Consider the following 14600-nt stretch of genomic DNA (forward strand, 5'->3'; position numbering starts at 1 on the left):
CGACAGCACATTGCCGCGGGAGAGCGGAACGGAGCGTCGCAATCTCGCGACGCTCGCCGCCTACACCGTCGCCCTGCGGGTGAGCTGGATCTTCAAGACGGAAAGCGTCGTGATGCCGGCGCTGTTGGATACGCTGACCGCTCCGCTGACGACGGTCGGCGGGGCGGGGTGGGTGCAGGGTTTTCTGCCGCTGCTCAACCGGACCGGGCAGAGCGTGCCGCCGCTTCTGTACGCGGACAGCCTCCGCGATCGCCCGCTGAAAAAATGGAGCGTCTGGGCGACGACGCTCGGCATGGCCCTGCCGTTCGCCGTGCTGGCCGTCCTGCTGTGGACGCTCCGCGACCGCTTCGCCGGTACGGCCGCGGTGGCGGGGTTCCTGGCGCTCTACGGGCTGTTCTTCGCCGCGACGGGGCTGAATCAGTTGGGATTCAGCACCCTGCAGGCGAAGCTCATCCCGCCGTCTCGACGGGGCCGACTGATCGCCGCGGGCGGAGTGCTGGGGTCGTTCGCGGCGGTCTCGGTCGCCTACGGCTTTCTCGCCGGCTGGCGAGCCGAGAGCCCCGCGAGTTTCGCCGCCCCGTTCGCCGCGACCGCGGCCGGGATGCTGGTCAGCTCGACGCTCGTCCTATTTGTGCGGGAGGCGCCGGACGAAGCGGCCGGGAACCGTGGGGGCCGAGGGTTCTCCGTCCGCGGGCAGGTTCGGGAGGCTGCAACAGTCCTCCGCTCCGACCGGAACTTCCGCCGGATCGCCGCGGTCGCCTGCCTGTTCGTCACCGCCCAGCTCGTGTTCCCGCACTACATCGTGCTGGCGCGGGAGGCCCACGGGGCGGGCAATCTGCCGTTGATCCTGTTCGTCGCCGCCCAGAACGTGGGGGCGGGACTGTTCAGCGTGGCGGTCGGTTGGATCGCGGACCGCCGCGGCAATCGGCTGGCGGTGCGGGCCTGCCTGGCCGGGTTGGCGTCCCTCCCCCCGTCGGCGCTGATTCTCGTCCGGTTGGAGGACCCCCGCCTGCTGGCCGTGCTCTTCTTTCTGCTGGGGCTCACGCCGGTGACGTTCAAGGCGGTGACGAACTGGACGCTTGAATTGACGGAACCGGAGAACCACCCCCGCTACGTCAGCACGCTGAAGCTGTGCATGGCGGCGCCGTTCCTGTTCGCGGTGCCGGTGGGGGCGTTCGTGGACGTCGCCGGGCACGGGCCGGCGTTTCTCGGGGTGGCGGGGCTGGTGGCGACGGGGTGCGGATTGACGTGGCTGGCTCCGGAGCCGCGGCGGTTCTTCACCGAACTGTCCGCGGAACGCGGTTGAACCGGGACAAATCGGGGGCGAAGATTGGGTCCGCCCCCCAGGCTTGGGTCGCTCGCCCGCCGCCCGCCGCGCAAGAGCGGGGAGGGCCGCACCCGCAATCCGCCGTCGCATGACCGCCACGACGCCGCCCGCCGACCTGCCCCGCACGGTCGAGGCGCCGGCGTCCCCGGCCGACGACGGCGCCCCCGGCGACGACAAAACTCAACTGGCGGCGGACCTCGCCGGAGCGGGGGAGCCGACCCGCATCTCAGAGGCCGCCGTCACCGCGGAGGCCTCCGGCGAGGTGCCCGAGCCGGCCGGCGCCCCCGCAAAATCCCGTCGCCTCGGCCCGTTCACAATGGGCCGCCGGCTGGGCGTCGGCGGCATGGGCGTGGTCTACGCGGCGAAATACACCGAGGGCGACGGCCGCCCGGTCGCGGTGAAGGTGCTCACGCCTGCGCTGGCGGCGGACCCAAAGGTCCGCAAGCGATTCAACCGCGAGATGGAGATCTTCAAGAAGCTCCGTCACCCGCACATCGTCCGCTACTTCGGCGGCGGACAGACCGGCGGCAAGCTCTTTTACGCCATGGAGTTGCTGACCGGCGGCAGCCTGGAGGAGCAACTCCGCGACAGCGGCCCCCTGGACTGGCGCCGGGCCGTCGATCTGGCGGCCCAGATCGCCGACGCGCTGCAACACGCCCACTCCCGCGGGGTGGTCCACCGCGATCTGAAGCCGGCGAACCTGTTCATCAACGCGAAGGGAAACCTGAAGCTGGGGGACTTCGGCATCGCCCGGGACGCGAACGCCACCGCCCTGACCGCCGCCGGCCGCACCGTGGGCACCTACGCCTACATGGCCCCGGAGCAGATCAGCGCCGCCCGGGAGGTGGGGCCGAAGACCGACCTCTACGCCCTCGGCTGCGTGCTGCACGAGTTGCTGACCGGCAAGCCGCCGTTCTCCGCGGAGAACCCGGCGAAGCTCCTCCACTGCCACATGACGGAGCCGCCGCCGCGGGTTCGCAGCCCCGACTGCCCCCGCTGGCTGGCGGATCTGGTCGATTCGATGCTGGCCAAGGACCCGGCGGATCGTCCGTTCGACGCCCTCGCCGTGCGGGAGTTGCTGCGGGAGCGGGCCGAGCAGGAAGCGAACCGCAGCGTGATCGGCCGCACCGCCGCCGCGGAGGCGACCGTCCCGGGGGCGACGCTCGCCGAGGTCCGCAAGAACCGCGACTTCGCCCGCAAACTACTGGGCCGCAAGAAGAAGCGGAAGAAAGGCCCTGCCGTCCCGGTCTACGAGCGGTCTTGGTTCCTCGCCCTCGTCCTGCTGGCGATGGCCGGCGGCGTCGCCTGGGCGGTTTGGCCGGCGAGCGAGGAGGAACTCTACCGGGGGGCCGCGGCGCTGATGGCCAGCGACGACGTCAACGATTGGCGAACCGCCCGCGAGGAGTACATCGACCCGCTGCTGGCGCGGTTCCCGGACACGCAGCACGAACCGGAACTCACCGCCTGGATCGACCGGATCGAGGTGGACATCCTGCGTCGGCAGATTCGCACGCAGATGGCGAATCCGTTCTTCAACGCCCGCAACGAGTTGGAACGGCAGTACCAGGAGGTCGAACGGCTGGCCGACTTCGGCGACTACTGGAGCGCCGCCGATCAGGTGAACCACCTGCTCGACCTGCTCAAGGACAACGCCTGGACGAAGCGGGAGGAGATCGGCTCCGAGAAGGCTCGGTACTACCGGCTGATGCTCGAACAGCGGGCCGGGGAGTTGGAGGCGGAACTGAAGGACGACGCGCTCGGCCGGCAGGCGTTCGTCGCCGACGCCCTGCGGGCCGCGGAGCGGGCCTACGGGGACGGCCGAACCGCGGAGGCGCGGGAGAAATGGAACGGGGTGATCGAACTCTACGACGGCACCCCGGACCTGGCCCCGCAGGTCGAATGGGCCCGGGCCCGCCTGGAGGGCCAATCGCCCCCGCCGCCGGCGTTCCTCACCGAACCTCCGGCGGCGCCGGCCGCCGAAGAGGACGCTGCCAGCTCGGAAACCGATGCGACCGCCGCCCCGGCGGAGTAGCCCAATGCCTCCGATCCCCGTCGGGGCAGGGCGGGGAACTCAACCGGGGCGGGGCAGAGGCCTCAACGAAGAACAGCCGCCCGAGCGATTCGTCGCTCGGGCGGCTGCGAGAGGTGGTGGGCGGATTCGAACCGCCGAATGATGGATTTGCAATCCATTGCCTTAGACCACTTGGCTACACCACCTTTTGGTCTGGTTTGCCGGGCGAACCGGCTGTGCCCGTTGTATCGGGCGGACCGCTGCGGAACCTTGAGCGATTTCGAGCGATTTTCCGAACGACGGACACGCGGACGAGGCCGCGGTTCGGGATCCTAAAGTCGGCCTTCGTGAGGGTCAAGACGTTCAGGCAGGATCTGCGGGGAAGGTCGGTGTTCCGGCGGGGGCCGGTTCCGTCCTACCGTCCGGCGGCGCTCGCCCCGGACGGACGAGCGCCCTCATCGCCGAACCCGACAACGCAGGACGCCCCCGTGACCGCCGCCGCCCCCGCCGCCCCCGAGGCCGCCGTCGCCGAACCGGGCGCCGAAACCGAATCGCAACTGGTCGAAACGGCCCAGCTCGCCGTCAGCCAGTGCAACTGGGTCGTCGGGCGCTGCGCCGCGGAATGGACGCAGCGCTACGCCCGCGGCCGCACCGATGCGGACTTCGCCGCCCTCGTGGGGCTGTCGGCCGACCAGGTCTACCAGCGTCGCCGGGTTTGGGAGACCTTCGCCGACGTCCGCGAACGCTACGAGGCCGAGGCCCAGCCCGGCGCTCCCAGGCGGGGGCCGCGGTGGTCGCACTTCTACGTCGCCCTGACCTGGGACGACGCCCCCGAGTGCCTGGAGTGGGCCGCGGAGAACGAGGCGACCGTGGCGGAGATGAAGGCTTACCGCCGGGCGCTGCACGGGGAGGACCTTTCCGCCCCGGCCGCCCGCGGGCCGGCGGACGACTTCGCCGGCGATCCCTCGGTGATCCGCCTGCCGACCGACCCGGTGCCCGTGCGGGACCCGGACGAGTTCGACGGCTCCTCCGGCGAACGGCCGCCGTGGGACGAGGAGGGCGACGACGCCGCGCGGTCGCAGCCTGCCCTGGCCGCCCACCGTGAAACGGGCCCCGGAGGGGGCGCGGACGAGGACGACGCCCCCGCGGGCGACGGCTATGCGCCGTTTTCCTCCGGGGCCAAGTCGCCCGCGGGGGGCGAATCCGGCACGGACGCCGAGGACAAAACGGAGTCGAACGCCGCACGACTCGCCAAGACTCTCCAACGAATCGACGCGACTCTCACCGAAGCGGTGCTCGACTCTTTTCGACGCCTGCCTGACTCCCGCCGGGAAGACTTGGCGGAGTCCGCGCGGGTTGTCCTCGGCAAGCTGCAGATCCTGGCGAGCATCGACGAGGCTTGAAACCGGCCTGATCCGGGCGCGATCTTCGCCCGGGGCTATGGGCGGGGGAGGGGTTGCGGGGCACAATGGCGTTCCCGACCCCCGTTCCGCCGCCTGAGATGTCCGAGTTCGACGCCGCCCGGTCGCCCGGCCCCCGGCCCGCCGAGGGGCCGCACGCAGGGGGCGAGATCCTGCTGCACGAGGAGCGGGCGGACGCTCCGGTCCGCTATCCGGGCCAGGGCCGGGCGGCGGAGCAGTTTGTCGGCCGGACGGTCGAGCGCGTCCCCGTCGAGGAACCGCGCCGTCGCAGCGGGCGGGGGGTCTCGCCCTGGCTGGTGTTCGTCCTGCTGGTGATCATCGCCGGGCTGATGTTCCGGCTGGGGCTGCTCAGCGGGGGGAGCGTGTTCGACCCCGACGCCGTCCCGCGGCCGGTGACCCCGCGGGGGGAGCTGGCCCCGGCGGAGCAGACGGTCACGGAGATCTACGAACGGGTCTCCCCCAGCGTGGTGCACCTCGTCGGCCGGGTGCCGGAGTACGCGATCGACTCCGCCGGGCGGCGGGCGCTGATCGGGGAGCGGCAGGTGTCCGGCAGCGGGTTTATCTGGAACGCGGACGGACACGTCGTCACCAATGCCCACGTCGTGGCCGACGCCGAGGACCTGAAGGTGACCCTCGCCGACGGCAGCACCTACAGCGCCCGCCCGGTCGGGGCGCTGCCGGGACGGGACATCGCCGTCATCAAGATGATCAACGCCCCGCCCGTCGCGTTGGTGCCCATCCCGATCGGCGAGAGCGGGAACCTGCGGGTCGGGCAGGCGGCCTTCGCAATCGGCAGCCCCTTCGGGCTCGATCAGACGCTCACCACCGGCGTCGTCAGCGGACTGGACCGAGCGATCCCCTCCGGCTCCACGAACGCCGAGGCGGCCGCCGTCGGGCCGCAGCGGATCACCGGGGCGATCCAGACCGACGCCGCGATCAACGTGGGGAACTCCGGCGGCCCGCTGCTGGATTCCGCCGGGCGGCTGATCGGCATGAACACCGCCATCTTCACGGACAACGGCGGCCGCAGCGGCGGCATCGGCTTCGCCGTGCCGGTGGACGACCTGAACCGGTTCGTCCCGGAACTGATCCGCACCGGCAAGGTGCGGCCGGTGGGCATCGGCATCGGCTTCGTCGACGACGCCCGCATGCGGCGAAATCTGCGGCGGGGGCTGATCCCCGTCCCCGGGGCGGAGGTCTCCTTCCTGCTCCCGGGCGGCGCCGCGGAGCGGGCCGGGCTGCTGGCACCGCGGGAGGAGGGCAACCGACGGCTGCCGGGCGACGTCATCATCGCCGTCGACGGTCAGCAGATCGGCAGCGGGTCGGACCTGAAGGACATTCTCACCCGTCGCAACGCCGGAGAGACCGTCGAGCTGACGATCGTGCGGGCCGGGGAGCCGGAGCCGCTGACGTTGGACGTCACGCTGCAGGAACTGCCCGAACTCGAAGTCCCCTGAGCGGCACGCCGTGACGGGGAGCGGCCCGTCGGGCGGCTGTTCCGCCGAGGGCCGGCGTCAGCGGGCGACCGCGGCGATGCGGACGCCGTCGCCGGCGTCGGCGGCGCCGACCGGGTCGACCCGCAGGGAGACCTCGCCGTCGACGATGTCCACCACGGTGCAGATCAGATCGCCCACCTGGACGCAATCGCCCACGGCCAGTTCCACCTCCACGACGGCGTTCGCCTCGGCACAGGCGGTGCGGGGGAGGCGGCCGGCGGACGAGGCGGGGCGGGACATGCGGGTCGCTGTTCGAACGGGCGGGGCGGCCGTCGGCCGCAGGGCGGTTCATATAGGGGTTGGCCCGTGGGGAGGGAACCCAGCTTTGCCGCTTCTCGCCGGTTCGGCCCCCGCCGAACGCTGACCGACGCCTCCGGGACCGCCACAATCGAAGCGTTCCCGCCAATCTGGAGAAAACCGCCGCGATGGCCGCCCCGACCGCCGCCCCCGACCGCCCCGCCCCCGCCGGCCCCTTGGAGCCGGCGCCGATCCTCAAACGCATCCGCTGGGGCGGCACGAAGCTGGGCACGCTGCTGGGCAAGGAGCTCGGCGAGGGGAACGACTGGGCGGAGAGCTGGGAGATCGCCGACCACGGCGACGACCAGACCGTCGTTACCGCCGGCCGGTACGCCGGCTGGCCGCTGGGGCGGTTGGTCAAGGAGCGGCCGCGGGAGCTGTTCGGCCGGCACGCGACGAAGCCGGACGGCTCGCCGCGGACGCAGTTCCCGTTGCTGATCAAGTTCCTCGACGCGGCGGACACGCTCAGCGTGCAGGTGCACCCCAACGACGCCCAGGCGGTGCGGTACGACCCGCAGGAGAACGGCAAGACGGAGGCGTGGGTGATCGTCGACGCGGAGCCGGGGGCCAGCCTGTACGCGGGGCTCAAACCGGGGACGGACGCCGAGGCTCTCCGCAGCGCCAGCGAGGCCGGCACGGTCGCGGACCTGCTCCACAAATTCGAAGTCCGGGCCGGCGACTGCGTGTTCATCCCCGCCGGCACGGTGCACGCGATCGGGGCGGGGGTCGTGCTGGCGGAGATCCAGCAGTCCAGCGACCTCACCTTCCGCCTGTACGACTGGGGCTACCTCGACCCGCAGGGCAACCCGCGGGAGATCCACCTGGACGATTCGATCGCCTGCACGGACTTCGACCGCGGCCCCGTCGACCCGGTTTCCCCCCGCCCGCTGCCGGGGCCGTCGGAGCGGAGCGAACGGCTGGTGGAGGGCGAATACTTCGTGATCGACCGCCATCAGGCCCGGGAGGCGTTCCCGCTGCCCGGCGACGACCGCTTCCGCGTCGTGATGACCCTCGTCGGCTCCGCCACGCTGACCGGCGGGCCGGAGCCGATCGCCCTGCGGCCGGGCAAAACCGTGCTGGTTCCGGCGGAGTGCGAGCCGCTCACGGTGGAGCCGGGCCCGGAGGGCGTCACCGTGCTCGACAGCTACCTGCCGGACTGACGGACCGGGTTATCGCGCGTCGGCCTCGAAGGCCCGCACCCGGGCGAGGAGGAACTCCCGCATCGCCTCCAGCCGGTCCGGGTCCGTGACTTTGTTCCCGCCGGCGTCGGTCACGTAGAACACGTCCACGACCTGATCGAGGTGCGTGCTGATCTTCGCCAGCCGGACGGTCAGTTCCTGCTCCGCCAGAGCGGTGGCGATGGCGAACATCAGGCCCGGGGCGTCCGTGGCGAACACGTCGAACACGGTGCAGGCGTCGCTGGAATCGTTGTCCACGGTGACGCTGACCGACTCGCCGGTGACCTCGGCGGGCAGCGGGGGGGCCGCCCCGAAGGGGCGGGAGGCGGCGATGGCGGCGGGCACCTTGGCGCGGGAGGCGGCGGCATCGGCGGCGTCGTCGGCCAGTTCGGAGACGGCGGCGTCCCGCAGGGCGTCGGAGACCTGCTGCACCCGCCAGTCCGGCACCGCCGCGGGGGCCGTCGCCGCCATCGGGGCCAACCCCGGCGGCGGGGTCGGCATCGGCGGCTGGAAGTCGCGGTCGAGCACGCGGAAGACGTCCAGCACGCTGCCGTCCTCCAGGCTCTCGACCACCGCGTCCACCACTTCCAACCGTCGGGAGGCCAACGCCCCGGCCAACCGGGCGAACAGACCCGGGGACGCCGCCGCGGCGATCAGGCGGTACTCCGTCGTGCCGGTCTGGGGGTCGAACCGGCCGTCGGCGACGGCGCCGCGGATCGGCAGGTTTCTGAGCTCGTGGAGGTCGTCCGTCAGCCGGTCCAGTTCCCGCAGCCCGATGAGGTGGGGCGAGAACTGCCGGAGCTTGTACTCCGCCCAGGATCGCATGGAGGCCCGCTCCGCGTCCTGCCGGCTGGGGTCGGACGCGGCGGCCTCCCGCTCGGCGAAGGCGTCGGCGGCGGCCTGCAGACGCTGTTCGGCGTGTTCGTGCGACGCCGGCCGGCCGCCGTCCAGCACGCGACGGGTATCCTCGTAGAAGGTCGCCAGCAGATCGCCCTTCCAAGCGGTCCAGGCGTCCGGCCCAACGCCGCGCAGGTCCGCCGCGCTGAGGACGTACAGCATCCGCAGCCGCGGCACGTCGCCGACCTCCCGGGCGAATCGGAAGATCGTCGCCGGGTCGGCCGTGTCCCGCCGCAGCACGAGGTGGGTCATTTTCAGATGGTGGGCGACGAGCCAGACCAGCAGGTCCCGCCGCTCTTCGCTGAATCCCAATCGCACGGCGACGTCCCAGACCCGCTCGGCGCCCTCGATGGAGTGATCGCGGGCGGCGCCCTTGCCGCAGTCGTGCAGCAGGACGGCGAGCGTCAGCAGGCCGGCGTCCTGCACGGCCCGCCGCGCGGCGGCGACCGCGGGGTCGCAGCCGCCCCACGCCGCCACGCCCTCGATCTCGGATTCGACGTACGGCCCGGTCAGGTCCGCGGGCGTCGCGTCCGGCGGCGGATCGAGGAGCATGCCGCAGACCGCCTCCACGCACCGCAGGCTGTGTTCGTCGACGGTGTAGGTGTGGTACTGGTTGAACTGCGTCAGGCAGCGGACCTGCTCCATCGGCGGCAGCAGCCAGCCGAGCACCCCGTGGCGGTGCAGGCTCCGAACTGCGGCGGCGGTGTGCACCCCGGCGGCCAACAGGGCGTCGAACTCCGCGGCGACGGTCCGGGGGACCTCCGCCGGCCAGCGGGGCGCCGCCTCGCGGATGGCGTCGGCGAGGTTGGGGGAGGGCAGGGACCCGGTCTGGGCCGCCACGCCGAAGATCGACATTGTGCGGGCCGGATCCGCGGCGACGGCCGCCTGCCGGTCCGCCGGCAGGTCCAGCGTGTTCGGCCCCGCGGTGAGCTGTTCCTCCGCCCCCCGGACCGGCCGCCGCAGCGCCCGCCGGAGCCGCGTCTGCCAGCGCCGCGGCCGGTGACGGGAGACGAAGCGGTCGGTCAGTTCGGCCAGCCGGCCGGTGCGGGTGAGGAACTCCCGCATGTACTCCTCGACGGCCCGGCGGGCGTCCTTCCCCTTCTCCTCCGGCCCCGGGATCAGGTCGAGCTGGTCGGCCCGGGTGAACACGTCCCGGGCGCGGCCGGCGGCGAGGTGCAGCCCGCAGCGGACGTCCAGCAGGGCGTCGACCGCGGCGAGCCAATCGTTGCGGTCGGCGGCGGTGAGGGCGTCGGAGCGGACCAGTTCGTCGGGGTCGGTCGTGCCGCAGGTCGCCGCCGCCACCCACCGCAGCAGGTGCGCATCCCGCAGCCCGCCGGACGCCCGCTTCAGGTTCGGTTCGAGCAGGAACGGGGTGTCGCCGTGGGCGGTGCGTTCCAGCTGACGGGCGTCGAGGGCGTCGCCGCAGAATCGCACCGAACGCCGGCGGATCCACCGGCGGGCCGCCGCCGCGAACTTGGCGGAGCGTTCCGGGTTCCCGCAGATCAGCCGCGTCTCCGCGTAGGCCGTGGCCGTTTCGATGTCGGCACGCATCGCCGCCAGGGCCGAACGGGTCGTGTGGGAGGCGTGCGCCAGCGGCAAGCCGGCGTCCCATGAGCCCCGCACCAGCCCCTGGACGACGGCCCGGTGCAGCTCCGTGGCCCGCGGCCCGCGGACGCCTTCGGGGCCGAGCAGCAGCACGTCGACGTCGGAATGCGGGCACATCTCGCCCCGCCCGGTGCCGCCCGTCGCAATGACGGCCGTCGCCCGCCGGGCCGCGGCGCGGTCCGCGGCCGGCAGCCCCGTCAGGGCGGCCTCGTACAGATCGCGGACGCACTCGTCCGCCAGCCCCGAGAGCAGCGCCGCGAGCTCCCGCCCGCCCGCCCCGGCGTCGCGGGCGTCGGCCGCCTGCTTCAGTCGCCCCGCCCAGCGATCCGCCGCCCGACGAGTCAGCGCCCCGGCGTCTTCGGCCGGCGTCGGGGGGGCGTCTTCAGCCGCCTCGGCGTCCCCCCGGGCCCCGTCGTCAACCCCCGCGGCGGACGCGGCGGGAGCGGCCGGGCGTTCCGTCACAGCGCGGCTTCACCGGTCTCGCCCGTGCGGATGCGGATCATCTCCGCCACCTCGTAAACGAAAATCTTCCCGTCCCCGATCTGGCCGGTGCGGGCCGTCCGGAGGATGGTGTCCACCACCTCCTTGAACTGATCGTCGTTGACGACGACCTCAATTTTGCGTTTCGGCAGGAAGTCCACGGTGTACTCGGCGCCGCGGTACTGCTCCTTGTGGCCTTTCTGGCGCCCGAAGCCGCTGACCTCCGCGACGGTCATCCCCTGAACGCCGACGGCGGTGAGGGCGTCTTTGACTTCCTCCAGCTTGTAGTGCCGGATGATCGCCTCGATTTTCTTCACGGGGCAGCGCCTGGGCCGGGGAAGGGGGTCGGGAGCCTACTCTGATGGACGCCCGCGAAACCGCAAGGGATCGGCCGACGCAACCTCGCCGGCCCGTCCCCCGCAGGGTCACACCCGGTCCAGCTTGCTGTGGCGGCGGCGGCGGGGTTTGCGGGCCTCCCGCGACAGCCCGTACACCTCCAGGCGGTGGCCCTCCACGCGGAAGCCGTGCTCCGCGGCGACGCGTTCCAGGATCTTGTCCAGCTCCGGGCTGCGGAATTCGATCAACTCGCCCGTCTCCCGGCAGATCAGGTGGTCGTGGTGCGGGTAGCCGTAGGCGTGTTCGTACAGGTCGCGGTCGTCCTGCCGCGCGATCTTGCGGATGAGACCCGCCTCCTCCATCGCGGCGACGTGCCGGTAGACGCTGGACCGGCTGACGCGGCGGCCGTCGCTCTTGGCGGCGAGGCGTTCAGCGAGGGTCTCCACGTCGAAGTGCTCGTGGTCGGCGAAGACTTCCTCCACCGTGATGCGACGCTCCGGGGTGAGCCGCTGCCCGCGGGTAATCAGGAACTCACGAAATTTTTCCGTCGGAGAGACGGCCACCGGCACCGGCGGCAGATCGGTGCGGCCGCGGGGGTTCGGGACCGCGTCCTCCTGCGACGCGGTTCGGGAACCCGAACCGTTCGCGGAGCTGGAATCCGATTGGGGGCCGAGATGCGACAAACGAACGACCGTGGGAGCGAAAACTGGGGGCGAGCCGAAATCAGAACGGCGATCAGTCAAGCAAATCCGCCAGCAGGCCGTCGAGGGCGGCATCGAGGCGATCCGGGGTATCGTACGCGCCGGAAGCGATCTGCTCGCGGATCAACTCCAGCCGGGCCGCCCGCACGGACTTGGGGTCGCCGGCGGCCTCCCCCCCGTCGCCCGGCGGAGCGACGGGCGAGGGCCCGGCGTCGGCCTTCGCCGGGGTCGGCTGGGCGTCCTCTTCGGCCGGGGGCGCGGCGTCGGGGCGGCGGGGCGACTCCATGGCGCAACGGTTCCCGGGGCGGGGGAGTCCGTCAGTGTACGCCCGCCCCGGCCCCCGCGGCAACGGGGCATTGGGGAAGCCTACGTGGACAGGATTTCCGCCACCGCGTCCGCCGCGATCCGCACCTGCTCCGCGGTGACGTCCAGATGCGTGCAGGCCCGCACCCGCCCCGGCCCGGCCGGCTCCATCAGCGCCCCGCGGTCCCGCAGCCGGTCGCACAACTCCCGCGGCGTCGGCAGGTGCGGGGCGAGGGTGAAGAACACGAGGTTCGTCTCCGGAGCCTCGCCGCTCACCCCGTCGACGGCCGAGACCCGCTCCCAGAACGTGCGGGCGTTCTCGTGGTCCTCCGCCAGCCGCTCCACATGGTGGGCCAGGGCGTAGCGGGCCGTCGCGGCGATCACCCCCGCCTGCCGGCAGGCCCCGCCGACGATCTTCCGGGCCCGCTGGGCCGAGCGGATATCCGCCTCGCTCCCGACGAGGATCGATCCCATCGGGCAGCCGAGGCCCTTGCTGAAGCAGATCGACACGGTGTCGCAGCACGCGCCGATCTCCCGCGGCGTCCCCCCGCCGGCGACCACCGCGTTGAACAGCCGGGCGCCGTCCAGGTGCACCTTCAAGCCGCGGTCTCGGGCCCACTCCGAGACCTCCCGCATCCCGTCCAGCGGCCAGACGCGGCCGCCGCCCATGTTCGTGGTGTTCTCCAGACAGATCGCCGCGGTCGCCGAGAGATACACCGCGTCGGCCCGGACGTGCGGTTCGAAGTCCTCGACCCCCGGCATCCCGCCCTCGCCGGGGACCAGCCGGCAAGTGACGCCGGAGAGGGCGGCCGCGGCGCCGCTCTCGTAGTTGGCGACGTGGCCCGTCTCGTGGATCAACACCTCGTCGCCCGGCCGGGCGCAGCAGCGGACGCCGAGTTGGTTGCTCATCGTGCCGGACAGACAGAACAGTGCCGCCTCCTTGCCCAGCAGGGCGGCGACCTCGGCCTCCAGGGCGTTGACCGTGGGGTCCTCGCCGGCCATGTCGTCGCCCAGTTCGGCCTCGCACATCGCCCGGTACATCCCCGGGGTGGGTTTGGTGACGGTGTCGCTGCGGAGGTCGATCACGTCGTGCGGCATGAACGCATCCTACCGCGGAGGCTTCGCGAAGCCTCCGCGTTACATTGGGGCCATGCGCACGATCGACACCCGAACCGACGACTGGCGGGCCGCCCTCGACGCCCTGCGGGACACGCTGGGCGTGGACGGAGACGTGGTCTCCGAAGCCGGCCGCGCCAAGACGATGGAACTGTTCGGCGAGCCGCTGTCGCCCCGGCAGGTGGTCGATCGGATCTGCGACGACGTGCGGGCCGGCGGGCTGGACGCCGTGCTGGACTACACCCGTCGGCTGGACGGCAAAGACCTCACCGCGGAGACCGTGCGGGTCAGCGAAGACGAGTTCGCCGAGGCGGAGGCCGCCGCCGACCCGGCGTTTCTCGACGCGATCCGCCGCGCCGCGGAGAACGTGCGGGAGTTCCAAGCGGCCATCCGCCACCGGGACGCCCCGGTCCGCCGGGACGTGCCCGGCGGCGGGGCGGTGCACCTCGTGCAGCGGTACGTCCCCATGAAACGGGTCGGCCTGTGCGTGCCCGGCGGGGCGGCGGCGTACCCCTCGACCCTGCTGATGACCGCCGTGCCGGCCCAAGTCGCGGGGGTGAAGGAGATCGCCGTCTCCGTCCCGCCCACCGCCTTCGGCGGCTACAACGCCGACCTGCTGGCGACCTGCAAAGCGATCGGCGTGACCGAGGTATTCCGCACCGGCGGCGCCCAGGGCGTCGCCGCGCTGGCCTACGGGGCGGCGACGGCCGACGGGGCGGGGGTGAAGCCGGTCGACTTCATCGGCGGCCCCGGCAACCTGTTCGTCGCCCTCGCCAAGCGGCGGGCGTTCGGGACGGTCGGGATCGACTCGATCGCCGGCCCCAGCGAAGTGATCGTGCTGGCCGACGAGACGGCGAACCCGCAGTTCGTCGCCGCCGACCTGATCGCTCAGGCGGAGCACAGCCCCGGCAGCGCCGTGCTGATCACCTGGCACGAACCGCTGCTCGCCGCGGTGCGGGAGGCGGTCGAGCAGCAATTGGCCCAACTCAGCCGGGCCGACCTGATCCGTCCGAGTCTGGAGGCTTACGGCGCCCTCCTGCTGGCCCGGGACGAGACGGAAGCCTGCGAACTGACGGACGAACTCGCCACCGAACACCTCCACATCCAAACCGCCGACCCGGAGCGGCTCGCGGAGCGGATCACCAACGCCGGGGCGATCTTCCTCGGCCACTACACCCCCGTGGCCCTGGGCGACTACTACGCCGGCCCCAGCCACGTGCTGCCCACCGGCGGCACCGCCCGCTTCGCCAACGGGCTCTGCGTGAACGACTTCCTCAAGCGGAGCAGCGTGATCCGCTACGACGAAGCGGCCCTGAACGCCGCCGCGGACGACGTGATCCGGCTGGCGGAGAAGGAAGCCCTCACCGCCCACGCGGCGAGCGTCTCGATCCGCACCGCGTAACGCGTCTTGCCCCGTAACGCCGAGGCCCCG

Annotated in this window: 12 protein-coding genes and 1 tRNA gene; 6 read left to right on the top strand and 7 right to left on the bottom strand. The window is 72.5% G+C overall.

Going from position 1 to position 14600, the window contains the following annotated elements:
• Positions 1-1306: MFS transporter (locus ACG2DA_RS16815; RefSeq protein ID WP_395256954.1), on the top strand; the 1306-nt coding region annotated here is incomplete at its 5' end.
• A gap of 109 nt (positions 1307-1415) precedes the next feature.
• Positions 1416-3359 carry a protein kinase gene (locus tag ACG2DA_RS16820; protein WP_395256955.1) on the top strand — a complete coding sequence of 648 codons (1944 nt, stop codon included), beginning with the start codon at positions 1416-1418 and terminating at the stop codon, positions 3357-3359.
• Positions 3360-3470: 111 nt separating this feature from the next.
• Here the strand turns inward: ACG2DA_RS16820 and ACG2DA_RS16825 are convergent.
• Positions 3471-3544 (bottom strand) — tRNA-Cys (locus ACG2DA_RS16825).
• Positions 3545-3826: 282 nt separating this feature from the next.
• Between ACG2DA_RS16825 and ACG2DA_RS16830 the strand changes: the two genes are divergently transcribed.
• Both ACG2DA_RS16830 and ACG2DA_RS16835 read left to right on the top strand, forming a co-directional pair.
• Entirely contained in the window at positions 3827-4741 is a 915-nt protein-coding gene (locus ACG2DA_RS16830; protein WP_395256956.1) for a hypothetical protein, read from the top strand.
• Between the two features lie 98 nt (positions 4742-4839).
• Entirely contained in the window at positions 4840-6216 is a 1377-nt protein-coding gene (locus ACG2DA_RS16835; RefSeq protein ID WP_395256957.1) for a S1C family serine protease, read from the top strand.
• A gap of 57 nt (positions 6217-6273) precedes the next feature.
• Here the strand turns inward: ACG2DA_RS16835 and ACG2DA_RS16840 are convergent, their stop codons facing one another.
• Complete coding sequence (locus tag ACG2DA_RS16840) at positions 6274-6495, bottom strand: hypothetical protein (RefSeq protein ID WP_395256958.1); 222 nt, start codon at positions 6493-6495, stop codon at positions 6274-6276.
• Between the two features lie 185 nt (positions 6496-6680).
• Between ACG2DA_RS16840 and ACG2DA_RS16845 the strand changes: the two genes are divergently transcribed.
• Complete coding sequence (locus ACG2DA_RS16845; RefSeq protein ID WP_395256959.1) at positions 6681-7712, top strand: type I phosphomannose isomerase catalytic subunit; 1032 nt, start codon at positions 6681-6683, stop codon at positions 7710-7712.
• Positions 7713-7721: 9 nt separating this feature from the next.
• Here ACG2DA_RS16845 and ACG2DA_RS16850 read toward each other — a convergent pair whose 3' ends face one another.
• From ACG2DA_RS16850 to ACG2DA_RS16870, 5 genes are all read right to left on the bottom strand, one after another.
• Complete coding sequence (locus tag ACG2DA_RS16850) at positions 7722-10694, bottom strand: HD domain-containing protein (RefSeq protein WP_395256960.1); 2973 nt, start codon at positions 10692-10694, stop codon at positions 7722-7724.
• Positions 10691-11029, bottom strand: coding sequence for a P-II family nitrogen regulator (locus ACG2DA_RS16855; RefSeq protein ID WP_395256961.1), 339 nt, complete (start codon positions 11027-11029; stop codon positions 10691-10693). The genes ACG2DA_RS16850 and ACG2DA_RS16855 overlap by 4 nt, the downstream gene beginning before the upstream one ends.
• Positions 11030-11137: 108 nt before the next feature.
• Complete coding sequence (locus ACG2DA_RS16860; RefSeq protein ID WP_395256962.1) at positions 11138-11611, bottom strand: Fur family transcriptional regulator; 474 nt, start codon at positions 11609-11611, stop codon at positions 11138-11140.
• A gap of 172 nt (positions 11612-11783) precedes the next feature.
• The gene (locus tag ACG2DA_RS16865) at positions 11784-12035 is read right to left on the bottom strand and encodes a hypothetical protein (protein ID WP_395256963.1); all 252 of its coding nucleotides are present in this window, start codon (positions 12033-12035) and stop codon (positions 11784-11786) included.
• Between the two features lie 80 nt (positions 12036-12115).
• Positions 12116-13150 (bottom strand): threonine aldolase family protein, encoded by a 1035-nt coding sequence (locus tag ACG2DA_RS16870; protein WP_395256964.1) that lies wholly within the window; start codon positions 13148-13150, stop codon positions 12116-12118.
• A 52-nt stretch (positions 13151-13202) separates the two neighbouring features.
• On the opposite strand from ACG2DA_RS16870, the gene hisD reads away from it, so the two are divergent.
• Positions 13203-14570 carry a histidinol dehydrogenase gene (gene hisD / locus ACG2DA_RS16875; protein WP_395256965.1) on the top strand — a complete coding sequence of 456 codons (1368 nt, stop codon included), beginning with the start codon at positions 13203-13205 and terminating at the stop codon, positions 14568-14570.
• Positions 14571-14600: the final 30 nt, after the last annotated feature.

It is taken from the genome of Alienimonas sp. DA493 (assembly GCF_043951915.1).
Taxonomy (GTDB): Bacteria; Planctomycetota; Planctomycetia; order Planctomycetales; family Planctomycetaceae; genus Alienimonas.